The organism is Pseudomonas azerbaijanorientalis, from assembly GCF_019139795.1.
GTDB lineage: Bacteria > Pseudomonadota > Gammaproteobacteria > Pseudomonadales > Pseudomonadaceae > Aquipseudomonas > Aquipseudomonas laurylsulfatiphila.
Window position 1 is genome coordinate 4,709,975 of the sequence record NZ_CP077078.1, and the last position, 22,303, is coordinate 4,732,277.

Here is a 22,303-nt window from a genome sequence, read left to right on the forward strand (position 1 = left end):
CTTAAAGTAAAAAAGCGAGAGAGCGTGCAAGCACACTCCCCCGCCCAAACTCATTCCGAAATTACTGAAGCAGCTTCAGTACAGCGGAAGGCAGTTGGTTGGCCTGCGCCAGAACCGAGGTAGAAGCCTGTTGCAGAGTTTGCTGCTTGGTCAGGTTCGCGGTTTCCTGGGCGAAGTCGGTGTCTTGAACACGGCCTTGTGCAGCAGTGGTGTTTTCCACGATGTTCTGCAGGTTGGAGATGGTGCTGGTCAGACGGTTTTGCGAAGCACCCAGGTTTGCGCGGGTGGCGTTGATCGATGCCAGAGCAGCGTCGATAGCGGTGATCGCGTTGTCGATGTTGGCCGACAGGGTGGCGGAAGTTGCACCGGTCAGAACAACAGTACCGCTGCCTACGGACAGGGAAACGGCGTCGAACTTGGAGCTCAGTACCAGGTCGATGCGGTTGGCCGAACCAGTGTTGGCGCCAACTTGCAGCTGCATGGTGCCAGCCGTACCGTCCAGCAGGTTTTTGCCGTTCAGGTTGGTCGAAGCAGAGATACGAGTGATCTCGTCAGACATCTGAGCGAATTCGGAGTTGGTAGCGGTCTGGTCAGCAGTGCTGTTGGTACCGTTACGTGCTTTAACAGCCAGTTCACGCATACGCTGCAGAATGTCGGTCGAAGCCTGCAGAGCGCCTTCAGCGGTCTGGGCAACGGAGATACCGTCGTTGGCGTTCTGGATTGCCTGGGTACCACCACGGATCTGTGCAGCCATGCGGGTTGCGATCTGCAGGCCGGCGGCGTCGTCCTTGGCGCTGTTGATTTTCAGGCCGGAAGACAGACGCTGCATCGAGGTCGAAAGTGCATCGGTAGCACGGTTCAGGTTTTTCTGAACGCCCAGCGACGTGGTGTTAGTGTTTACGGTTAAAGCCATGACGAATTCCTCGTTGGTTGGGTACTGCGGCTTCCGGCCCTGGCAACCGCCGGGTATGGCCTAGAGAACCTTCGTAATAGTTATCGTCGGGTTGGCAGGTTGCTTGAGGGCTTTTTTAAAAAAAATTGCCATCACCCTGCCACCTCCGAGAAAACAAGGGCTTAGCGCCCCCTCAACCGTAAAAAAATGACGCCATGAAACTGTCCGGCCCACAAAGGCCCGTGCCAAAGCCGTCGCCACCCATTCAGGCCGGCAGGCTTTCCAGCAAATCGACCAGCTCATACTCCATGAAGTCGGCAAGTCCCAGCCAATCCTGGCGCTCCTGACAGTCCAGCATTTGCCTGAGCATCAAAGCCCAGGCCTGCTGAGCATCCTGGGGTGCCTTAGCAAACAGTCGCTGGGTTTCATCGAACAGATCAACCATGATCAACGCCGCTTCGACATCACGCCCAAGGCGAAACAACCCCGCGCACTGCCGGCACTCATCGATGCCTTCCACTAGAGGTTTCATTGCACGAAATCCTGATTGAACTGCGTCCCGGCAATCATTGCCCCAGCCCGACTGCTATTGAAAAAACGCACCTCGGGGTGCCTGGCGATGTATCGCTCGAGCTCGCACAGGTAGCTGCGGAAATTCAACTGTGTCTTGACCTTCTGCCCATGACCATCGTGCACCCAGTGCCTGGCCTGATTCACGGGTGGCCCCAGATCCCCATCATTCCAGCCGGTATGCGTCCTGTTCATTGGAAAGGAAAAATCGGCACCGAAAAGCGTGATGCGCTGCGCGCCCATTTTCACTGCCAGATCGACCGCCGGATGGATCACGCTGCCACTGACGTAGAGTTGTGCACGCGGGTGTTGCCCACGCAACGCCGCATAGATCGGGCTGGCGGAGTAACCGCCGTATCGCTTGCCTTTCCAGGCCTTGAGCATGTATGGATCGCTCAATGGCAAGTACACCAGCGGAATGCCTTCGGAGCCCTCGCCCGGCAAGTGCAGCACACTGATGCGCTGGTCAATGCTCACGACCAGGTCAGGTTTGATCCCGTGCTCGCGAAGGGGTTTGTAAGCGGTATCCACAGTGATGAACAGAGGTCGTGGCGTTTGATTGCGTACGGCGGCCAGGCGCTCGAAATTCCCTTCAAGACTGGGCCCTGTGCCGATCACATAGATTTCACGATCGGAGCAGGTGCCAAATAGCTGTGCCACATCATCATCGGCCAGCAGCACTTCGAGGGTATCCTGCAAGCGCTGCTGAATGGCCGGCGACTGCGGATCGAATTCCCGATTGTTGAAACTCAGGTGCACTTCGCTGACCAGGCGATCACGAATCTTCGCGCTGAAGTCATCCGCCAGCAGCAATTCGGCCGGCAATGCAAAAAACGGTGTGCAGATGTCCGACATATCGCCGGCATACAGCAGTTGCACGCGCGGATCACTCAGCCATTGGCGCTGGTCGATCAGTTGCAACACCAGCGCGAACAGTGCGCCGTTGAGAATATGGACGTATAGCTTTTCAAGCCCCGCGCGCTCCAGCAGAACGCAAGGCAAATCGCCGAAACCGGTGCCGTAAACGTGCAGCTGTGGTTTGTCGAGCGGGAGGCTGGCGGCCTGCAGGCGCGCCTCGTGCAGACGATCATGCCGGCTGGTGAGCTGGATACCGCCCACGCACAACGTCGAGTCCCGCCCCTCGATCAGGTCGACCTCGACGGCCAGGCGATCTTCCTTTTTCAATCGCGCATACAGCGGCGGCCAGCGCCGCTGGATAACCTGAGCATTGTCTTCAAAGCATTCGCTCATGCTACCTCGCATTCCTTACAAGCAAAAAAGCGCTCAAGGTTAACCCTTGGGCGCTTTTTTGTACCGGCCTTTTATGAAAAGACTTTTACTCAAGGACGATAGATGATCGCCGAACCCCATGACAGCCCCACTCCGAAACCGCTGAGCGCAACGCGCTTCCATTCGGAATCGAGAATATGCTTTTCCAGCAGCAATGGAATGCTCGACGACACCGTGTTACCGGTCTCGACCATGTCCTTGATGAACTTCTGCGGACACTCCTCGAAGCGCCGTGCCACCGCGTCGACAATCGCCGCGCTGCCTTGGTGAATGCAGAACGCATCGATGTCGTCAGCGCTCAGTTGCGACTCACCCAGCAACTCGTGCAAATGCGCCGGCACCTTGAGCAGTGCGAAGTTGAATACCTGGCGACCGTTCATGAAGAACACGCCGTCGGTGACTTTCAAGTGTGGAGCGCCGGAACCGTCGGTGCCGAACTTGGCCTTGCCCAGTGCCCAGGTCGGATTTTCACCCATCCAGGTGGCGGTGGCGGCATCGCCGAACAGCATGGTGGTGTTGCGGTCTTCCGGGTCGACGATCTTCGAATACGGGTCGGCAGTGATCAGCAGGCCGTTCTTCAGGCCGGCGGCCTCCATGAAGCCCTTGATCGCATAGATGCCGTAGACGTAACCGGAACAGCCCAGGGAAATATCGAACGCGGCGACGTTGGTCGGCAGGCCGAGCTTGTCTTGCACGATGGCCGCGGTATGCGGCAGGCCTTCTTCGTCACCGTTCTGGGTGACGACGATCAACGCATCGATGGATTCACGTTTCAGATCAGGGTTGCTGGCAAACAGCGCATTGGCCGCTTCAACGCACAGATCGGAAGTTTCCTGATCAACGCCCTTGCGCGGCAGGAAAGCCGAACCGATCTTGCCCAGGATGAATTCTTCATCCTTCTCGAATTTTGCACCTTGTGCGTAATTGTCCACGCCGGCTACAGGAACGTAGCTCGCAATGCTTTTTATGCCAATCATTACGGCTTCCCAATAATAAACAGCCCAATACCACCACTCGCAGGAATCGAGGGGCGCCGACAAACCTGGATTTGCGTCACCCTGGGGCGACGGCCGGGAAGCGCAAAGGGCTATCACTGAACCCGATAAAGGGGTCAGGCGCCATCTTCCCGGTCAATACAATACAGTGAAGATGCGCGTTATGACTCGCAGGTCACTCTATTTTGCCGATTCACCCCGCTTATGGGTTATTCGACCAACGACCAATCCAGCGCGGTTCCACGCTTGATGGCCTGACGGGCACGGCGTTCCAGCAGGCTTGGGGCATGCCTGGGCGCCAGCCCGAGCCCCGGACGGATGGCTCTCAGGTTGGTCGCATTGAAGGGCTCGCCGGCCTCCATGTCCCGGGTGACATACAGCGATCGACGGTACATCAGGGATGGGCGCTCGGCCTCGCTGACGCCGTAATGCACGTGCCCCATGGCTTGCCAGGCGCGTTCGGTTTCAATCACCAGGCTGGCCAGTTCAGAGGGCTCCAGCGAGAAAGCGGCATCGACGCCACCGGCCGCACGCTCGAGGGTGAAATGCTTTTCCACCACCGTTGCACCCAGCGCCACCGCCGCCACGGACACACCAACGCCCATGGAGTGATCGGACAGCCCTACCTGGCAATCGAACAACTCGCGCAAATGAGGAATCGTGCGCACGTTGCTGTTCGCCGGTGATGCCGGATAGGTGCTGGTGCATTTGAGCAGCACCAGATCCTTGCACCCGGCCTCGCGGGCGGCGCGCACGGTTTCATCGAGTTCGGCGATGCTGGCCATGCCGGTGGAAATGATCAGCGGCTTGCCCGTCGCGGCCACGCGGCGGATCAGCGGCAGGTCGGTGTTTTCGAAACTGGCGATCTTGTAGGCCGGCACGTCGAGGCTTTCGAGAAAGTCCACGGCGCTGTCATCGAAAGGCGTGGAGAACGCCAGCAGGCCCAGTTCTTTGGCCCGTGCGAAAATCGGTGCATGCCATTCCCAGGGTGTGTGGGCCTTTTCGTACAGCGCGTACAACGAAGTACCGGCCCACAGGCTGTTCGGGTCCTTGATGAAAAACTCGCCCTCGGCCAGATCCAGGGTCATGGTGTCGGCCGTGTAGGTCTGCAGCTTCAACGCATGGGCGCCGGCCCTGGCCGCGGCCTCGACAATTTGCAGCGCCATGTCCAGGGACTGGTTATGGTTGCCGCTCATCTCGGCAATGATGAAGGGCGGCGCATCGGCACCGATCAGGCGCTCGCCAATCTTGAAGCTAGTCATCTGCGTGATCCTTCAATACGCGCGTGAACGCGCAGTCACTCTGGGTAAAACCGGCTTCGCGAAAGACCTTCAGCGACGGCTGGTTAGCGGGCATGACCTGGGCGCTGAGCGACTCCAGTTCCGGCCAGTGGGCCTTCACAACAGATTCTCCACGGGCCAGCAGCGCCCTGCCCCAGCCCAGGCCGAACCGGCCTTCGAACAGATAAATCGACACTTCGGCGGTAAAGCCACGCAGGTCATAGCGCAGCACACCGACCGGGCCGTCATCAGCCTCGGCAATCAACAACAGCCGCCGGACATTGCTCAGGCTCGCCGTCAGCCAGTTCTGATGCGCCGACCATTCGATCACGCCGGTCTCCAGCGACCAGCGACGCACGGCCTCGGCGTTGCGCCCGTCGAACAGGAGTTGCGCATCCCCCTGGGTCGCCGGTCGCATCCTCAGCACCGCTCCCGCCAGTGCAGCCGCCACCCGCTGCGCACCCCGCCCATCGACCAGTTGTCGCGATTGCCGCGCCAGGCTCTGGCGTAAACCCTGGTTACCCGCGACAAAGCCGATGGCCAGGCGCAGTTGCTCGACACTGACTTGCTCGCGCGCCCCCATGAACACATGAGCGCCTGCGGCCGCCATGACCTCGCCGTTGGCCTGCTGGTTGTTCGATACGGCAATGCAAATCGTCGGCAACCCCATGGCCGCCCGTTCCCAACTGGTGCCGCCTCCCGCCCCGACAAACAGGTCGGCTTCGGTCATCAATCGATAAAAGTCGCTGACAAAACTGTGCAGGCGCCAATGCGGGCGACTGGCCGCCAACGCCTGCATCTGCGCCCAGGCCGGATTACCCGCACCGGCGACAAAATCGACTTCCAGCTCGGGAAAGTCCGCCAGCGCCAGCATTGCATGATGGGTCTGCATGGCCGCGTCGAACCCGCCAAAGTTCACCAGTACACGTCGAGCCAGTGGCTTGATCTCGATGGCCGGGCAACAGAACTCGTCGCGCAACATGGCGAACCGCGGACCGAACAAAGTCCGGCAGCCGGGCGCCAGCAGCGAGGCATAAGCCTCTGGCGTACCCGAGAGATTCTGGTTCAGCAACAGGTCGGCGCTGTAGGTCCGCGTGGCGAGGTCATCGAACACGGCGATCCGTGGCGCAAAGCGCCGGGCGGCGGTCTGCCAGTGATGATCGAGGCCGTAGTGGTCGACAATGATCCAGTCGAACGCCGGCTGGTGTTCCAGCAACGGCCCGAGCGCGGCGATGTCCGCCTGCCAGGGCAACATGGATTCGATGGCTTGCTCCGGGTCTTCGTCGCTGTAGCGCTCGGGCAGTTCAAAGGTTTCAAAACCTTCAGCCCGCAGTGCCTCCAGCCGATGCCCCGGCAGCAAGCGACAGGCGAAAGCCACGTGGCTGCCTTGCCGGCGCAATACGCGGGCCAGGCACAGGCAGCGCGCGATGTGGCCGCTGCCGATGGTCGGCGAGGCGTCAGAACGAATCAGCACTCTCATTGCAGCTCACCTGCGGCCTTGAGCGCGGCATACAGGTATTCCGCGCGCGTCCAGTCCTGCGGTGTGTCGATGTCCTGCACCAGATGCCGCGGCAGGATGACCGGCAGGCTGTACGGTGAATACAGCACTTCGCCACGCAGCCAGGCATCGCTGCGCCCCCAGTAGAACTGCCCGGCATCCTGATAGGCGCTCGGCAGATCCTGGGAGCGGGTATCACGATACTGCGGGTACAGCGCCGTCAGGGCGCCCTGCTCATCAAGGGTCAGGGCTCGCTGGACCGGAAAACCGAAGTCGCACACCGAGAATGCAAAAGACTTGTCGGGATGCTGTTCCAGCAGACTCAGCCCCTGGACAAGAAATCGCGATTGCAACAACGGTGCGGTCGCGTAGATGCAACAGGCGCGGTCAAAATTATCCCCCTGTTCGCGCAATGCTTGCAGGGCATGGGCGATCACCGCGGCGGTGCCCGTGAAGTCGTCGGCCAGTTCCGCCGGGCGCATGAAGGGCACCTGAGCGCCACAGTCGCGCGCCAGCCCGGCAATTTCCTCGTCGTCGGTGCTGACCACCACCCGGGAAAACAACCCGCACTCCAGGGCAACCTGAATCGAGCGGGCAATCATCGGCACACCGGCGAACGGCTTGAGATTCTTGCGGGGTATGCGTTTGCTGCCACCGCGGGCCGGGATGATGGCGACGTTGTTCAACGGCGTTTTTCCAGGACAAACCAGGTAATGTCATCCACCGGGAATTGTGGATCGCGGTGGTAGCCAAAACCGTAATCGAGCAGTTGCAGGTCGTCATAGCGATCGAGCATTTCACCGGCAAAATCGCGCTTGAACAACTTGCCGCTGTTGCCGCGATACGGAACCTCGACCGGCGCCGGGTTGTAGTACTCGGCGATCAATATGTAGCGCTGGCTCAGCTCATACAGTTGCGCGTACGCAGCCGGCAGCAACTCCGGTGCCAGGTGAATCAGTACGCCTTTGCTCAGGGTCAGGTCGAAGGTGCGCTCGCGAGGGAAATCGAACAGCGAGCCGTGCCAGAGGTGGGCAATACCCAACGCCTTGGCAGCGGCGCACGCATTGGCATTGATCTCCACGCCGAACAACTCGCAGCGCGGCAACAGCTGGTGCAGAGCCTGCAGGTTGTTACCGGCATTGGTGCCCAGTTCCAACAGGCTGTCGAGGCGTCCGACCCGTGTCAGTGCCTTGGCGAACAGCGCCAGGTTGGCCGCCACCAGCGGCTGTCCGAGATTGCGGTCAACGTACTGGTTGCCGAATTCGCCCTGCCAGAAAGCCTCCTGCTCAGTCAGTTCACGCATCACACATTTCCCACACGTCGCAATGGCTGGATGATTTCGATCAGTTGCTGCATCTGCTCGACCACATAGTCCTGCTGCTCATGACTGAGCAACGGATACAACGGCAAGCTGATGGCTTCGGCGTAATAACGCTCGGCCTGCGGGAAATCACCTTCGGCGAACCCCAGGTCACGGTAGTAAGGCTGCAAATGCACGGGGATATAGTGCAGGTTCACCCCAATCCCGGCGGCCCGCAATCTCTCGAACACCTCTCGATGGGTGAGCGTGATCTGATCGAGTTGCAGCCGCACCACATACAGGTGCCAGGACGACTCGGCCTCAGGTTGTGCACCGGGCAGTGTCAACGGCAGATACGCCAGCAAGCGGTCATAACGCGCCGCCAGTTCACGTCGACGCTCGATAAACTCATCCAGCTTGTTCAACTGCGACAAGCCAAGGGCCGCCTGCAGGTCGGTAATGCGGTAATTGAACCCCAGTTCCACCTGCTCGTAGTACCAGGGACCGTGGCTGGGTCCGGTCATTTGCTGCGGATCCCGGGTCATGCCGTGGCTGCGCAGGCGTTGCAAACGCTCGGCAAGTTCCGGGCAATTGGTCATGACCATGCCGCCCTCGGCACTGGTGATGATCTTCACCGGGTGAAAGCTGAACACGGTCATCGCGGCAAACTCGCCACACCCCACCGGGCGCCCGGCGTAGGATGCTCCGGCGGCATGGGCCGCGTCTTCGATCACCGTAAAGCCATAGCGCTTGGCCAGTGCGGCAATCCTGCGCATGTCGCAACTCTGCCCCGAGAACGCCACGGCCACGAGCACTTTCGGCAGCCTGCCTTCACGCTCGGCCCGCTCCAGCTTGACAGCCAGCGCACCGGCGTCGAGGTTCCAGGTGAGCGGGTCGATATCGACAAAATCCACCTCGGCACCGCAGTAGCGCCCACAGTTTGCCGAGGCAAAAAAGGTGTTCGGTGTCGTCCACAGCCAGTCGCCCGGGCCGAGTCCGGCCGCCAGGCAAGCAATGTGCAGGGCCGCCGTGGCATTGCACACCGCCACGGCAAAATCAGCTTCGCAGCGCTCGGCCATCGCCCGCTCGAAGCGCTCGATGGTCGGCCCCTGGGTCAGCCAGTCAGACTGCAGGACGCTGACCACGGCGTCGATGTCCGCCTGATCGAGGCTTTGCCGAGCGTAAGGAATCATGCTGGCATCCAGGCATGGGCGAGTTTGCCCGGAAAAGGACGGACGAAATGACGCCCGTACGAACCGGTGTCGCCTGAGATGAAAATCGATGTTCCGTTGGACATGCCTTGAATCCTTATACCTGTTCGCCGGGCCTAGCCGAGCAACTGAACCCAGTTCACCGGGGCAGCTTCACCCAGGGCAAAGCCTTTACCGCTCAAGGCCAGATTGGCGTTATAGGCCTGGTCCTGGGCAAAGGCTGCCGCCCACTTGTCACGCAATGCATCGAGGGCCTGCGGCACCTGTGGCACTTCACCGCAATGAATGACCTGTACCAGCGGCGTCCACACGGTGAGGTAACCGGCCTGACCGGCCCTGAGGCACAGATCGACGTCGCTCAAGCCGTCGGCGAACGTCACGCCGTCCAGACCGTCCAGCTCGTCGAACAACGCTTTACGCACCATCAGGCACACCTTCGACACCGCCGAGTAGTTCTGCTCCAGCGCCAACCGGTGCAGGTAACCTTTGGCATCTTGTTTTTCACCGACAAAGGCTGAGCCCACACCACCGTTCATGCCAAGAATCAGGCCGGCCTGGGTGACCTTGCCGTCGCGGTCGATCAACTTCGGACCGACCACGCCGACCTCAGGACGCTGGGCGTGATTGAGCAGCGACTCCAGCCAGTTCGGGTTGACCACTTCACTGTCGGCAGCCAACAGCACCAGGTACTCGCCTCGCGCCTGCTGGCTGGCAGCGTTGTACAACGCCACATCGCTCAGGGTCCGGTCGGCACGCAGTACGCTGACTTTCGGATGCTGGTAGGTACCCAGCCAATCGTTGACCTCGGCCGACTGATTCGGGTTGAGTGCGATCAGCACTTCGTACTGGATGTAGCGGGTTCGCAGCAACACCGCTTGCAGGCACTGTTGCAGTGCCGCCAGGTCATCCCCGGCCGGCAGGATGATCGACACCAGCGGGCGTTCGCTGTGGCGGTAGTCGATCTGCCAGGTACCCGGCACCGTCGAAGTGACCTTGGCCTTGTAGCCACGATTGCCCAGGTGGCGCAACAACGCCAGGCGTTCATCGGCGTTTTCTTCCAGTACCGGGGCCCGGGCAATCACCAGCGGTTCATCCAGGTGGGCCAGCCCGTTGAGGCCGCCCTGCTCGATGATGCGCAGCAACAAGTCGAATTCCAGCGCCTTGCTGAAGTCAGGCTGGTAGCCGCCGACTTCAATAAACACTTCCCGGCGGATCAGCCAGTGACGCGCCATCAGGGCCGGCAGGCTTTGCAGCAAATCAAGGTTGAAACCCGGACGGAACACGTCCACCAGCGCGCCTTCGGCGGTGCGCTGGATTTCGTCGGTGGCGACGGCACGGCATTGCGTGTCAGACAGCAGTTCCAGGCTGGCGCGCAACAGGCCGCCGGCGGTGAACTCGTCGCCGGCTTCAGCCAGCATCAGCCAGTCGCAAGGCGACTGACGAGCACTCTGGTTCAGTTTGTCGACGTAGTTGCCTGGCGTGACCCGGACAAAGTGCAGAGTGTTCTGCGCGGTGGTCGCCGCTGGGGCTTCACCGGTGGTGAAGACCACAATCCTGAACGCCTTGGCGTGACCTTCGAGCAGGCTGTCGAGAGAGACTTGCAGCTTGTCGATATCGTTGTCCAGGTCCAGCAGGAAGATCCCGAACTGTGGACCGCCACCGTTGACCGCCAGGTGTTGGGCGATCGACTCCGCCTCGTCAGCATCAGGCTGGCGGGGCGCGAGCCATTTGAGCAGGCGACCGGAGAGCATCTTGTCGAACGCTGCACAATTACCCTCGACCGACACCGCCTCAAGGCGTGCAGCCCAGTCGCGCAGGGACTGCGCCTCTTCATCTTCGCCCAGCAATTCCAGCTGAGTGACCAGACGCTTGACCACCGTGCGGTTGAAAACGTTGCTGTCGTGGGCTTGCCACAAACGGTCGACCACACTTTCCGGCGTGTCGTTGTTACGCGCCAGCATCAGGCTCTGCTGACGGGTCCAGATACCCTCCAGGCCTGCCAACTGAACGCGACCGGCCGGCATGGCGTGCAACAGGAACTCGAACTGGGTCAACTGATCGAAAAACGCCTGGTTGTAGAACGGCATTTCGACATATTGCTTGGGGCCGAAACGGCGCTCAGGGCCTTTCTCGACGTTCGTCCAGGCGGACTCGATAATCAGCTCGGTGGTCAGTGCGCGACCGGTGCGCAAACTATCGGCCAGGGCTTCAAAGCTTTGCAGCGCGAACTGCCGGCCTTGCTCCGGGTCTTGGCCTTGAACTTGAGTCGGCAGCCCGAAGAGGAACGCGGCGAAGGCTTCACGCTCGGCGACCGACTTGGCATCGGTATGAGCCAGCGTGTGGAAGATCTCGGTGTTGTGGTCGGAGTACCCGTAATTCATCTCACGCACGACATACGGGATCGGCAGAATCCGCGCCTTGCCCCGCGCCAGCATGTAATGCGTGTGACCGATTTCCTGCCATTGAAAGGACGTATCGTGGGGCATGACCTGATACCAGTCACGTACCAGGTCGGTGCGCTGCACGGCATAAAATGGCGGGAGGTACTGGTGCATGTAATCGAGCACACGCTCCTCGGCGTGCTCGGAGCAATAGTCTTCGCAAACCTTCTTGTCACGCCGCAAGTAGCTGACGCTATTGGGTTGTGACAGGTACATCATGCTGTAACCGTGGCACAGGCCGTAGTCAGGATTGGCCTCCATGAATGCCACGGCTGCGCGCAGGGCGTCATGCACATGGAAGTCATCGTCGGCGGCGAACACCATGAACGGTGTGGTCACTTGCTCCACGCCAAAGGCCAGCTTGGCACGAACACCCCAGTAGCCAAACTGCGGGACATGCTGGTAGTCCACATTTTCAAATTGCCCGGCCAGGCCTGGCTGGCCTTCAGTCGAAGAATCGAGCACCAGAATCCTGCAAGGCAAGTCGCTGTAGAAACGTGCAGCCCGACGTAAAAACGCCGGCCGCTCGTGAGACATCAGCACCACGGTCAACTGTTCGTTGAGTGCCAGCCCGTGTCCAGAATTGTTCTTGCCTTGCATACCTTTCCCCACAACGGCTTATCGCCGAAAAAACCCAACGATGTCTTGTCGATTACCGCACGCGACGCAGATAGCCATCCGGCGCGACGGTGATCAGCAGCTTGCTGTGAATGGCCTGGTCGATTTCAAAATCACGGTTTTCTTCCAGGTAGGCCCATACCGCGGTCTTCGGGTTGTCGCCCTTGCCCCACGGGCGATCCGGGAAGGCGTCTTCCGGCATGTCTTCCACCACGGTATCCATCACCACGCAGTAGCTGCCCACCGAGGTCATCGGCGCGTAGGCCCGCAGCTCTTCAAGGACGTGCTCGTGGGTGTGATTGGAGTCCAGGACCACCAGCACTTTCTTGCCTTCGACACGCTGACGGACCTGATCGACGATCGCCGGATCGATACTCGAACCCTGGATCATCTGGATCCGCTTGCTCATTGGATGCGCTTCGATCGCTTCACGGTTGTGCTGACGGATATCGATGTCGACGCCCAACACCTCACCATGGCCGATCAGTTCCAGCATCGAGGCGTAAAACACCAGCGAGCCGCCGTGGGCGATACCGGTCTCGACAATGATGTCCGGCCGCAGCGCCCAGATGATCTCCTGCATGGCGACCATGTCCTGGGGGAACTGAATGATCGGGCGGCCCATCCAGCTGAAGTTGTAGGTGTACTTATGCCTGGCGGTCGTCCCAACCCAGTCCAGCGACGTGGCTTGCAACGCTTTGTCCTGTTGCAGGCCTTCGATGTTCTCTTTTACTTCTTCACGAAACTGCTCATGAGGATTCATTACAGGCTCTCCGGAAATTAGTCGCGGTGGTTACTTGAAAACCCGACCGTCTTGAATGGAAACAGAATTGGTCTTGATGGTCCTGGCGGGACTGCCCACTACAACCGCGAAGTCTGGAACGTCTCTGGTCACCACGGCGCCCGCACCGATGGTGACCCAACGACCAATGCGCAAACGCGGCAGGATCGTCGCGTTGGTGCCGATGAAGGTGCCGTCACCGATCTCGACACAACCGGCAATGCAGACACCCGGCGCCATGAACACCGAATGGCCGATCTGCCCTTCATGCCCGACCACGCTGCCAGCACTGATACTGGTGTTGTCACCCAGGCTGACTTGCGCCTGCATGATCACGCCCTCTTGCAGATAGGTGCCGACGCCCATCGTGGTCATCGTCAGATCGATGCCCGGGTGGATGAAGTTGCCCAGGGTGCCACCCGCCTCGACGATCTCGCAGGTGGTCCGATGACGCAGCGCGGTGCTACCGGTGATCAAATTGACAAAACGTGTGTCGGGCCCGTTCAGCTCGGCCACCTTGTCGGTGCCACCCACCACTGGCACGCCATAAAACAGCGTGCCTTGCTTCGCCGGATCATTATCGAGAAAGGCGAACTGCACATCCGGCTGGCTGCGTTGCAGGGTGAGGATCATCCGTACCGCTTCAGGGTTGGCCGCCCCCAGCAGGTAAAACTTCATAGCCGGGTCCTTTTGAGCACCAGCGCGCGCAACACCTCGATGACCCGGTGTTGATCGTCATCGGTCATGTCGTGGTAGCTCGGCAGATTGATCGCGCGCTCCGGCAGCGAATGCGCCACGGGCGAGTCAGCCGTCAGTTCGCTGAACATCGGCAAGGACGATAGCGGCCAGAAGAACACCCGCGCGTCGATATCGGCGGCCTGGAAGGCTGCGATCAACATGTCCCGCGTAATCCCCAGTTCGCGGTCAAAGACCACGGTGGGCATCCAGTAACCGTTGCGCACATGCTCGGGCTCAGGGTTCATGGACAAACCCGGCAATGCAGCCAGGGCGTCGGCGTAGTTGGCGAAGATCGCACGCTTGCGTTCGATCAACTCGTCGATCCGCTCAACCTGCGCGCAACCGACGGCCGCTTGCAGGTTGCTCATTTTGTATTTGAACCCCAGGAAATCCGGCCAGAACTGTTTGCTGCTGCCCGCCACCCGGCCATGGTTGGACAGGGTCAGTACGCGCTCATACAGGGCCTTGTCCGAGGTCACGAAGATGCCGCCTTCGCCGGTGGTCATGGTCTTGGTGCCGTGAAAGGAGAACGCGCCGAACGCGCCCAGCGAGCCAGCCGCCTGACCGCGCCACTGCGAGCCAATTGCCTCGGCTGCGTCTTCGATGACGGGCAGGCCAAACTCGCGACCGATGGCCAGCAACGCATCCATGTCGCAGAGATTGCCATAGAGGTGCACCGCCAGAATCGCTTTGGTTCGTGGGGTAATCGCCCGTCGAACCTGCTGCGGGTCGAGGCACCAACTGTTCGCCAGTACGTCGACGAACACCGGCGTCGCGCCCAGATAGGTGACTGGGGCGGCCGAAGCGATCCAGTTGGTATCGGCGAGGATCACCTCGTCGCCGGCACCGATGCCCAGTGCCGCCATCCCCATGTGCAGCGCGCCGGTGCAACTGGACGTTGCAATCGCATAGGTCGCACCCACGTGCTCGGCAAAGGACTTTTCGAACCGCGTCAGGTATTCGTAGCAACGCTCTCCCCAACCATGGCGGACGGCATCGAGTACATAGTCAGCTTCCAGCTCACCGACACTGGGTTTGGTGTAATGAATTCGGCTCATCGAATGATCAACTCGGGAATGGCAATGACAAAACGACCGTCCCATGCGCGAATGCCGGCAAAGGCCTGGGTGATCTCATCCAGCAGGTTCCACGGCAGCACCAGCACGTAGTCCGGTTTCTCGATGTCGATCTGTGCCGGCGACACGATCGGAATGCGGCTGCCGGGCAGGTACTTGCCTTGCTTGTGCGGGTTGGCATCGGCAACCCAGGCCAACAGGTCCGGCTTGACCCCGGCGTAGTTGAGCAGGGTGTTGCCCTTGGCGGCGGCGCCGTAGCCGACCACGCGCTTGCCATCGGCCTTGGCCTGCAACAAAAAGCGCAGCAGGCCATGCTTGATGCGCTCGGCGGCGGGGGCCAGGGTCGTGTAGTACGCCGGTGTTTTCACTCCGGCGGCGAGTTCGGCCTGCAGTTGTTGCCGGACCGCCGGTTGCACTTCGCGACGCTCGCCGTCCAGTCGCTGCACGAACACCCGCAGCGAACCGCCATGGGTCGAGAGCTGGCTGACGTCGAACACTTGCAGGCCATTGCGCTCGCACAAGGTCTGCACAGCGGTCAGCGACAGGTAGGAATAGTGTTCGTGGTACAGCGTGTCGAACTGCTGGCCGGCCATCAGCGTCAGCAATTGCGGGAATTCGAAGGTCGCCACGCCCGTCGGTTTGAGCAGGGTTGCGAAACCGCACAGAAAATCGTTGATGTCCGGGACGTGGGCCAACACGTTGTTGGCGGCCATCAGGTCGGCGCCCCAGCCTTCGCATTTCAGCTGCGTGGCACTGTCGCGACCGAAAAACAGTTCGCGGATCTCCAGGCCTTTTTCCCGCGCCGCTTGCGCGGTGCTGCGGGTCGGCTCGACGCCCAGGCAAGGGATGCCGCGCCGGGCCACGTACTGCAACAGGTATCCGTCATTGGCCGCGACTTCCACCACGCGACTGTCGGCGGTCAGGCCGAAGCGCTCGACCATCTCGGCCACATAGCGCTCTGCATGGGCCAGCCAGGTGCTGGAGAACGAACTGAAGTAGGCGTACTCGGCGTCGAACAGGCTGTCGGCGCTGGTGTAGTCCTCGGTTTGCACCAGCCAGCACTGCTGGCACACGGCAACCTTCAGCGGCACCCATTGTTCGGCCTGCTCCAGCTGGTCGGCACGCACGTAGGCATTGGACGGCGGCGAGGTGCCCAGATCGATCAGCGGCAGGGTCAGCGCTGTCGCGCAACCACGGCAGTTCATAGACGCACTCCGGCAAAGTGTTCATCGATCAGCGGATGACTGGCATCGCGCACCGACAGATTATTGACAGGCAACGGCCAGGCAATCGCCAGCCTTGGATCGAGCACCGACAAACCACCTTCGTGTTCCGGTGTGTAGTCGTTGCTGTGCAGGTAAAGCAGCTCGGCGTCGGCACTCAGGGTCTGGAAGCCGTGGGCGAACCCGGCCGGAATCAACAGGCTGCGGCCATCGCCGGCACGCAGGTGTTCGGCGTGCCAATGCAGGAAAGTTTCGGAGTCGGGACGCAAATCCACCGCGACATCCCAGACTTCACCGCGCAGGCAGGTGATCAACTTGGCTTCCGGCGCGCGCTCATTCTGGTAATGCAGGCCACGCACACTGCCGCGTTCGCGGGTGCAGGAATGATTGATCTGGCGGATATGAAACGCTTGGCCAAACGCACTCAGGCTGCCCTCGCAAAACAACCGGGAAAAGTGCCCGCGCTCGTCCTCGAAGCGTTTGTGCTGCACGCAGAACAACCCCTTCAACGGCAACGCCTTCAGTAGAAATTCACTCACAGCGCGCCTCGGTACAGGTTCAATTGCGCCAGGCTGATGGCGCGCATGTCATCGCCGTTCTGCCATGCCAGATGCCAATCCAGGGTCTGGGTCAGGCACTGCTGCAACGACCAGCGCGGTTGCCAGTCGAGCAATTGACGGGCGCGGCTGCTGTCCAGGCGCAACAGGCCGGCCTCGTGCATATCGCTCGGTTCGATGCGCAGTCCGCGCGCTTGCGGCCAACGGCTGGCGAGCAGTTCGACCACTTCACCGACGCTGCACATGTCCGCTTCACCGGGACCGAAATTCCAGGCGCCGGCGAATTTCGGGCCTTGCTCATACAGGCCGGCAGCCAATTGCAGATAGCCGGCCAGGGGTTCCAGCGCGTGTTGCCACGGGCGCACCGCCTGCGGATAACGCAAGGTCACGGGCTCGTCGGCCGACCATGCCCGTAGCACATCTGGAATCAACCGCTCCGGGGCGAAGTCGCCGCCACCGAGCACGTTGCCGGCGCGGGCCGTGGCCAACGCCAGGCCATGCTCGGCGTGCTTTTGGGGCGCAAAGAACGAGGCGGCATAGGATTGCGCCAGCAATTCGCAGCACGCCTTGCTGCTGCTGTAGGGGTCGTGCCCGCCCAACGCTTCGTTCTCGCGGTACGGCCACAGCCATTCCTGATTGGCGTAGACCTTGTCGGTGGTCACCAGCACGCAGGCGCGCACGCCGCCGACCTGACGGATCGCTTCGAGCAGGTTGAGGGTGCCCATGACGTTGCTGGAGTACGTGCCCAACGGGTCGCGATAACCTTCGCGCACCAGCGGCTGGGCCGCCAGGTGCAGGACGATTTGCGGCTGGACCTCGGCGATCAGCTCCAGCAACGCGCCCAGGTCACGCAAGTCACCGCGCTGATCGTTGATGCCTTCGTGAACGCGAGCCAGTTCGAACAGGCTCGGCTCGGTGGACGGGTCGAGGGAAAACCCGCTGACCTCGGCACCCAGGCTTTGCAACCACAACGTCAGCCAGCTGCCCTTGAACCCGGTGTGGCCGGTGACCAGCACCCGCTTGCCGCGCCAGAATTGCGGGCTCAGTCCCATTGTTTCCATGGGGCCTCCCCGCTCTGCCACAACGCCTCGAGGTGGTTCTTGTCACGCAGGGTGTCCATCGGTTGCCAGAAACCATCGTGCTGGAACGACATGAGTTCGCCGCGCTCGGCCAGGCCGTCCAGCGGGCCGGACTCCCACGAGGTGTCATCGCCGTCGATCAACGGCAGCACCTTGGGCGACAGGACAAAGAACCCGCCATTGATCCAGCCACCGTCGCCGCGAGGTTTTTCGGTGAATCCCAGGACCTTGTCGCCATCGCGGTTGAGCGCGCCGTAGCGACCTGGCGGCTGTACCGCGGTAACGGTCGCCAGTTTTCCGTGCTTGAGATGAAAATCCACCAAGGCACCGATATTAAGGTCCGACACGCCGTCGCCGTAGGTAAAGCAAAAGGCCTGTTCGTCTTCAAGGTAGCGTCGGGCGCGACGCAAGCGGCCGCCGGTCATGGTCTCTTCGCCAGTGTCGATCAGTGTGACGCGCCATGGCTCGCTGTAGTTCTGGTGAACATCCATGCGGTTGTTGCGCATGTCGAACGTGACGTCGGATGTGTGCAGAAAATAGTTGGCGAAAAAGTCCTTGATCGCATAGCCCTTGTAGCCAAGGCAGATCACAAAATCGTGGATTCCGTGAGCGGAGTACTGTTTCATGATGTGCCAGAGAATTGGCTTGCCGCCGACCTCGATCATCGGCTTGGGCTTGAGGTGTGACTCCTCGCTGATGCGCGTACCCAGGCCACCCGCCAAAATAACTGCCTTCATCCCCTTTCCCTCTTGTTCGTCACAGGGCTCAGCCAAGCTGTATCAAGCTTTTGCGGGCCATCTGGGTTAAACCTGCCGCCGTTCTGGACGCCACCGGACTCACCGGAAGTGCTCGTTTTATGGCGATATAAGGGGGACTTGCAGGAAACGCGCCAGCTCCCTCAATCCGCTACCAGGCATGTAGGAGCCGTTCATCCCGTTCACCCGCGTTATCGTTAACGACCATCGCCAGCAAGCTGGCTCCTACAAGGGGCCGTGCCCATGCTCAAGCCAGTGAAATAAGCAAAAAAAAGGCAGGCGACTCAACGTCGCCTGCCTGGTCTGGAGAGAGGTGCGAACGGTCAGTCCGCCAGCCAGCCATTTTCCCAGTAGCGCAAATTGTCGCCGCGCAGCACGTAGTCACGCAGCACGATCTCGCGCAACTCATCGCCCATGCGATAGCTGGCGTCCGGATCGGCCAGGTGCATGCGGATCGCCTGCAGCCATTCATCCGTGGAGTTGGTCTTGATCCGGGTGCACGGCAAGTAGCCGCGATAGGCTTCGGTGTCGGTGCAGATCACCGGGTAACCGCAGGCGCCATACTCCAGCAAACGCAGGTTGCTCTTGCAGTCGTTGAAGATGTGGAACTCCAGCGGCGCCAACGCCAGATCCAGGTTCAGGCTGGCCAGCTTGGCCGGGTACACGTCCAGTCCGATCACGCCATGGAATTCATGCATGTACGGGCGCAGATCGTCCGGGCACATGCCGAAGAACACCCAGTCGACTTCATTGGCCAGTTCGCGGACCACATCGGCGATCACCGCCAGATCACCGTGGTGGCTGGTACCGCCACCCCAGCCGACCCGAGGTTTTTTCGAGGTGCGGTGCTGACTGCGCAGGTCGGTCCACAAGTGCGACGCCAACATGTTGGGCACCACGCGAATGTCGTGATGCATGTCCGACAGCGCGTTACCCAGCGGCTCGGTGGAGACCACTACCCGATCGCACATGCCGATGGCGCGCCGGACCAGCTTCTCCATTTCGTCCTTGCCCGGCATGTTGCGGATATGCGCATTGCGGTGCGGGACGTTGATCACGAAGTCATCCAGCTCATAGATGCGCCGTGCGCTGGAATACTTTTGCAGGCTCGGGATTTCGTTGATCGGACCTTCGGAATAGCGCCCCTGCAAGATGATCACGTCAGGCGAATGGCGTTCGACTTCGATGATGGTCGGCAGGTTGTAATGAATGCGCCCCTGAGCCCTGCCGGCCGCCTCGAGCTCGATCAGCGGTTGCGTGACCCGGTAATGGCCGATGGCGGATGCGTTGACCGGCAACGCGAGAATCTTCGGCAAGTGCGCCTTGGAAAACGGGCTCCAGCCGGATCGCAGGCCGGGCTCGAGACTGAAGCTCGCCCCGCCCAATCCCTGCAACGCCAGGTTGGTGTTGTAGGCCGGATCACGGGCCACGATCGGCAGCCAGCGCTTATAGAAAACTTCCTGTTCCTGCTCGGCCCGGGCCTGATCACCTTCCTGCGCAACCGCACCCGGTTGCGCGCCCAACGCCAGTTGAGCGTGAGGCGTCCAGACCACCAGGTAACCTTCCTGGCCGACGCGCAGACACAGATCCACCTCGTTGAGGGACTGCGCCAGGTCCTGCTCATCCAGGCCACCGACCGCATCAAAAACCGCCTTGCGCACCATCAGGCAATCGCCGCCGACGGCACTGAAATTGTGAGCGACCTGCAAGCGGTACATGTAGCCCGCCGCGTGCAGCGTCTCACCATGGAATGGCACGCCGGCCGGCCCTTGCAACCCGAGGATCAGGCCGGCATGCAGCACGCGGCCATCGGGGTTGAACAGCTTGGCTCCGACCACGCCGACTTCCGGACGCTGTGCATGATTGAGCAACTCGCCCAGCCATTGCGCCTGGGTGATCACCGTGTAGGGATTGAGCATCAGGACGTATTCGCCAGCCGCCTGCTGCACGGCGAAATTACGCACCGCTGCCGCATTGCCTTGCAACTCACAGCGCAGCACCCGTATCCGCTCGCTGCCCAATTGCGCCATGCCGGCGAACCACTCAAGCGCCTCTGCGCCCTGGCTGCCATTGTCGACCAACAGCAACTCGTATTCGCCGTACGCGGTTTTCTCCAGCAGGCTTTCGACACAGCGTTGCAACGCCAGGGTCTGGTCCTTGCCGACGATCACGATCGACACCAGCGGCCGATCGGCATGCAGGTAATCGACCCGGTTGAGCAGCGGCGAACTGCCCTGGCGAATGTCGTGGGCGACACCCAGGCGATGCAAATGCGCCTCCAGCAGGCGCGGATTGGTGTCCACCACGTCCGGCAGCGACAGCCATTTGGCCAAATCGAATGCCGACTCCAGCAGCACCTCGCAAACGTGCCCGATCACCTGCGTGCCGGCACTTTCAACCATTCGCCACAAGACATCGTGAGGGGCCAGTTCGCCGTAGGTCGAATCGAAACCACCGAGCGCCAGGAACTGCTCGCGCTGGAACGCCAGCGCTCGCCCGACGTAAGGGTAGCTGCGCATGAGGTCGAGGTTGAAGTCCGGTTTGAATGCAGGTTCGGCCGACTCCCCCTGATGCAGGCCACCTTCGTCGCTGTACAGGCAGGTCAATTCGCGTGACAGCGCAATTCGCTCAGCCATGACCAGCAAGGCCGGCGCAACCAGACGATCACCGGCTCGCAGCAGATAGAACCAGTCAGCGCCTTCCAGTTGTGGCAACAGCTCGTTGAGCTGCTGCTGCCAGTCGTCCTGCAAAGGCAAGCGGAACACACGCTCGTCCAGCCTGGCGTCAGTACAGGATGCCGATAGCACCAGCGTCAGTTCAGGGGCGTAATCCTGCTCCGCCAGTGATTGCAGGGTGAGTTCCAGCGCCGAACGGCTGCCTTGCTCATCAATGATGATCGGCACGATTTTGGGTCGGGTTGGCCAGGCTTCCAGCGTGTCCGGCAGCAGTTCGCGCTGACCGTCAGTGAGCGTGCGACACGCCAGCCACTGGGCATACAACTGGGCGAAACTGACACTGGCGATGCCGACGTGCCAATCCTGGGTGGTCTGTTTCGTACCCAGGGTCCGGCTCAGCGGCAACTCTTCCCAAACCCGTGGCGTTTCGTCCACCTGGGTCAGAGGTACGTAGCGTACCCAACCCTGAGCCGGTGCGGACTCGCCACCACGGGCCTTGAGCATTTGCGACAACCATTGCCGCTCGGTTTCGGCCGCGTCCTTCATCGATTGCTGGCCGCTCAAACGCTCCGGATACAAGCGTTCCACGCCGAGCACGTGATTGGAAACCGCCAGATTGCCACGCCGCATCAGGCAGACGTACAAGGCGAAATCGAGGGTCGCGACGAAGCAATGGCCGGGCTGAGTCAGCGCCGGGAACAGTTCGAGCACGTCAGCCCGACGGAACATCGCGTTACTGAAGCCACCGAGGATGTTGACCGGGAAGTTTTCGAAGATCGCCAGCAAGTCCTCGCCCTTGAACACCCCGCCCACCGGGGAAAGCGGAGTGTTCTCCAGGCGCGAAGGCAGCGGCATGTCGTCGGCATCCCAGAGCAGCCGCTGGGCCACCACCAGATTGACGTCAGCGCTGTCGATGAGCGCCTGGGCCTGAACCTCGATGCAGGCCGAGAACAACTGGTCATCATCACAAAGAAACTTGATGTACTCGCCTTGCGCCTGCTCCAGGCAAGCCTGAAGGTTGCCCACCAGGCCCAGGGTTCGGGCGTTGCGCACATAGCGCACGGTCGCGCCCTGCTCAACCGCCGAAGCCACGATCTCTTCGATCTCATGACCGCGACTGTCATCGCAAACGATGATTTCCAGATTGCCGTAGCTCTGGCTCACAGCCGTGTGCAACGCACGACCGAAAAAGCGTGGATTGAAGGCGGGGATGACCAGGCTGACAAGCGGAAGTGAATTCACGGCGGGCTCACAGGCGGCGCGAGCCCGCCCTGAAAAGCGAGCCCTTTGTTACCGCAAAAAAGACGATAAATGCTCAAGGGGC

At 61.0% G+C, this 22,303-nt stretch carries 18 protein-coding genes; all 18 read right to left on the reverse strand.

What is annotated here, in order from left to right; translation table 11 throughout:
• Window positions 1-61: 61 nt before the first annotated feature.
• The 18 genes from KSS91_RS21010 to KSS91_RS21095 all read right to left on the reverse strand — a co-directional run bounded on the left by KSS91_RS21010 (window position 62) and on the right by KSS91_RS21095 (window position 22,221).
• Window positions 62-913, reverse strand: a complete 852-nt coding sequence (locus KSS91_RS21010; protein WP_015096259.1) for a flagellin domain-containing protein — start codon at window positions 911-913, stop codon at window positions 62-64.
• 244 nt (window positions 914-1,157) lie between these two features.
• Window positions 1,158-1,424: a hypothetical protein gene (locus KSS91_RS21015; protein ID WP_217836000.1), complete on the reverse strand. Its 267-nt coding sequence runs from the start codon at window positions 1,422-1,424 to the stop codon at window positions 1,158-1,160.
• Window positions 1,421-2,713: a motility associated factor glycosyltransferase family protein gene (locus KSS91_RS21020; RefSeq protein ID WP_217836001.1), complete on the reverse strand. Its 1,293-nt coding sequence runs from the start codon at window positions 2,711-2,713 to the stop codon at window positions 1,421-1,423. Before KSS91_RS21020 ends, KSS91_RS21015 begins: the two co-directional genes overlap by 4 nt.
• 89 nt (window positions 2,714-2,802) lie before the next feature.
• Window positions 2,803-3,729, reverse strand: a complete 927-nt coding sequence (locus KSS91_RS21025; protein WP_056721553.1) for a ketoacyl-ACP synthase III — start codon at window positions 3,727-3,729, stop codon at window positions 2,803-2,805.
• A gap of 227 nt (window positions 3,730-3,956) precedes the next feature.
• Window positions 3,957-5,009, reverse strand: coding sequence for a pseudaminic acid synthase (gene pseI, locus KSS91_RS21030; protein WP_217836002.1), 1,053 nt, complete (start codon window positions 5,007-5,009; stop codon window positions 3,957-3,959).
• Window positions 5,002-6,507 (reverse strand): UDP-2,4-diacetamido-2,4,6-trideoxy-beta-L-altropyranose hydrolase, encoded by a 1,506-nt coding sequence (pseG, locus tag KSS91_RS21035; protein WP_217836003.1) that lies wholly within the window; start codon window positions 6,505-6,507, stop codon window positions 5,002-5,004. The genes pseI and pseG overlap by 8 nt, the downstream gene beginning before the upstream one ends.
• Window positions 6,504-7,211, reverse strand: coding sequence for a pseudaminic acid cytidylyltransferase (pseF, locus tag KSS91_RS21040; RefSeq protein WP_217836004.1), 708 nt, complete (start codon window positions 7,209-7,211; stop codon window positions 6,504-6,506). The genes pseG and pseF overlap by 4 nt, the downstream gene beginning before the upstream one ends.
• Window positions 7,208-7,828, reverse strand: a complete 621-nt coding sequence (locus KSS91_RS21045; protein WP_015096266.1) for a pseudaminic acid biosynthesis-associated methylase — start codon at window positions 7,826-7,828, stop codon at window positions 7,208-7,210. Before KSS91_RS21045 ends, pseF begins: the two co-directional genes overlap by 4 nt.
• Window positions 7,828-9,018: a UDP-4-amino-4,6-dideoxy-N-acetyl-beta-L-altrosamine transaminase gene (gene pseC / locus KSS91_RS21050; protein WP_217836005.1), complete on the reverse strand. Its 1,191-nt coding sequence runs from the start codon at window positions 9,016-9,018 to the stop codon at window positions 7,828-7,830. Before pseC ends, KSS91_RS21045 begins: the two co-directional genes overlap by 1 nt.
• A 134-nt stretch (window positions 9,019-9,152) precedes the next feature.
• Window positions 9,153-12,077, reverse strand: a complete 2,925-nt coding sequence (locus KSS91_RS21055) for a TIGR00180 family glycosyltransferase (RefSeq protein ID WP_217836006.1) — start codon at window positions 12,075-12,077, stop codon at window positions 9,153-9,155.
• A gap of 52 nt (window positions 12,078-12,129) precedes the next feature.
• Complete coding sequence (locus KSS91_RS21060) at window positions 12,130-12,858, reverse strand: cephalosporin hydroxylase family protein (RefSeq protein WP_015096269.1); 729 nt, start codon at window positions 12,856-12,858, stop codon at window positions 12,130-12,132.
• Between the two features lie 30 nt (window positions 12,859-12,888).
• Window positions 12,889-13,554 carry an acetyltransferase gene (locus KSS91_RS21065; protein ID WP_217836007.1) on the reverse strand — a complete coding sequence of 222 codons (666 nt, stop codon included), beginning with the start codon at window positions 13,552-13,554 and terminating at the stop codon, window positions 12,889-12,891.
• Window positions 13,551-14,672 carry a DegT/DnrJ/EryC1/StrS family aminotransferase gene (locus KSS91_RS21070; protein ID WP_015096271.1) on the reverse strand — a complete coding sequence of 374 codons (1,122 nt, stop codon included), beginning with the start codon at window positions 14,670-14,672 and terminating at the stop codon, window positions 13,551-13,553. The genes KSS91_RS21065 and KSS91_RS21070 overlap by 4 nt, the downstream gene beginning before the upstream one ends.
• Entirely contained in the window at window positions 14,669-15,895 is a 1,227-nt protein-coding gene (locus KSS91_RS21075; protein ID WP_217836008.1) for a class I SAM-dependent methyltransferase, read from the reverse strand. The genes KSS91_RS21070 and KSS91_RS21075 overlap by 4 nt, the downstream gene beginning before the upstream one ends.
• Window positions 15,892-16,452: a dTDP-4-dehydrorhamnose 3,5-epimerase family protein gene (locus tag KSS91_RS21080; protein ID WP_217836009.1), complete on the reverse strand. Its 561-nt coding sequence runs from the start codon at window positions 16,450-16,452 to the stop codon at window positions 15,892-15,894. The genes KSS91_RS21075 and KSS91_RS21080 overlap by 4 nt, the downstream gene beginning before the upstream one ends.
• Window positions 16,449-17,531, reverse strand: a complete 1,083-nt coding sequence (gene rfbG, locus KSS91_RS21085; RefSeq protein ID WP_217836010.1) for a CDP-glucose 4,6-dehydratase — start codon at window positions 17,529-17,531, stop codon at window positions 16,449-16,451. Before rfbG ends, KSS91_RS21080 begins: the two co-directional genes overlap by 4 nt.
• Complete coding sequence (gene rfbF / locus KSS91_RS21090; RefSeq protein WP_217836011.1) at window positions 17,513-18,286, reverse strand: glucose-1-phosphate cytidylyltransferase; 774 nt, start codon at window positions 18,284-18,286, stop codon at window positions 17,513-17,515. Before rfbF ends, rfbG begins: the two co-directional genes overlap by 19 nt.
• 341 nt (window positions 18,287-18,627) lie before the next feature.
• The gene (locus KSS91_RS21095; protein WP_217836012.1) at window positions 18,628-22,221 is read right to left on the reverse strand and encodes a glycosyltransferase; all 3,594 of its coding nucleotides are present in this window, start codon (window positions 22,219-22,221) and stop codon (window positions 18,628-18,630) included.
• Window positions 22,222-22,303: the final 82 nt, after the last annotated feature.

Coding starts and splice junctions, on each gene's coding strand:
- KSS91_RS21020 (WP_217836001.1), bottom strand. CDS start 2,713: ATGAGCGAATGCTTTGAAGACAATGCTCAGGTTATCCAGCGGCGCTGG.
- pseC (WP_217836005.1), bottom strand. CDS start 9,018: ATGATTCCTTACGCTCGGCAAAGCCTCGATCAGGCGGACATCGACGCC.
- KSS91_RS21045 (WP_015096266.1), bottom strand. CDS start 7,828: ATGCGTGAACTGACTGAGCAGGAGGCTTTCTGGCAGGGCGAATTCGGC.
- KSS91_RS21065 (WP_217836007.1), bottom strand. CDS start 13,554: ATGAAGTTTTACCTGCTGGGGGCGGCCAACCCTGAAGCGGTACGGATG.
- pseI (WP_217836002.1), bottom strand. CDS start 5,009: ATGACTAGCTTCAAGATTGGCGAGCGCCTGATCGGTGCCGATGCGCCG.
- KSS91_RS21025 (WP_056721553.1), bottom strand. CDS start 3,729: ATGATTGGCATAAAAAGCATTGCGAGCTACGTTCCTGTAGCCGGCGTG.
- rfbF (WP_217836011.1), bottom strand. CDS start 18,286: ATGAAGGCAGTTATTTTGGCGGGTGGCCTGGGTACGCGCATCAGCGAG.
- KSS91_RS21075 (WP_217836008.1), bottom strand. CDS start 15,895: ATGAACTGCCGTGGTTGCGCGACAGCGCTGACCCTGCCGCTGATCGAT.
- KSS91_RS21060 (WP_015096269.1), bottom strand. CDS start 12,858: ATGAATCCTCATGAGCAGTTTCGTGAAGAAGTAAAAGAGAACATCGAA.
- KSS91_RS21010 (WP_015096259.1), bottom strand. CDS start 913: ATGGCTTTAACCGTAAACACTAACACCACGTCGCTGGGCGTTCAGAAA.
- pseG (WP_217836003.1), bottom strand. CDS start 6,507: ATGAGAGTGCTGATTCGTTCTGACGCCTCGCCGACCATCGGCAGCGGC.
- KSS91_RS21070 (WP_015096271.1), bottom strand. CDS start 14,672: ATGAGCCGAATTCATTACACCAAACCCAGTGTCGGTGAGCTGGAAGCT.
- KSS91_RS21015 (WP_217836000.1), bottom strand. CDS start 1,424: ATGAAACCTCTAGTGGAAGGCATCGATGAGTGCCGGCAGTGCGCGGGG.
- rfbG (WP_217836010.1), bottom strand. CDS start 17,531: ATGGAAACAATGGGACTGAGCCCGCAATTCTGGCGCGGCAAGCGGGTG.
- KSS91_RS21055 (WP_217836006.1), bottom strand. CDS start 12,077: ATGCAAGGCAAGAACAATTCTGGACACGGGCTGGCACTCAACGAACAG.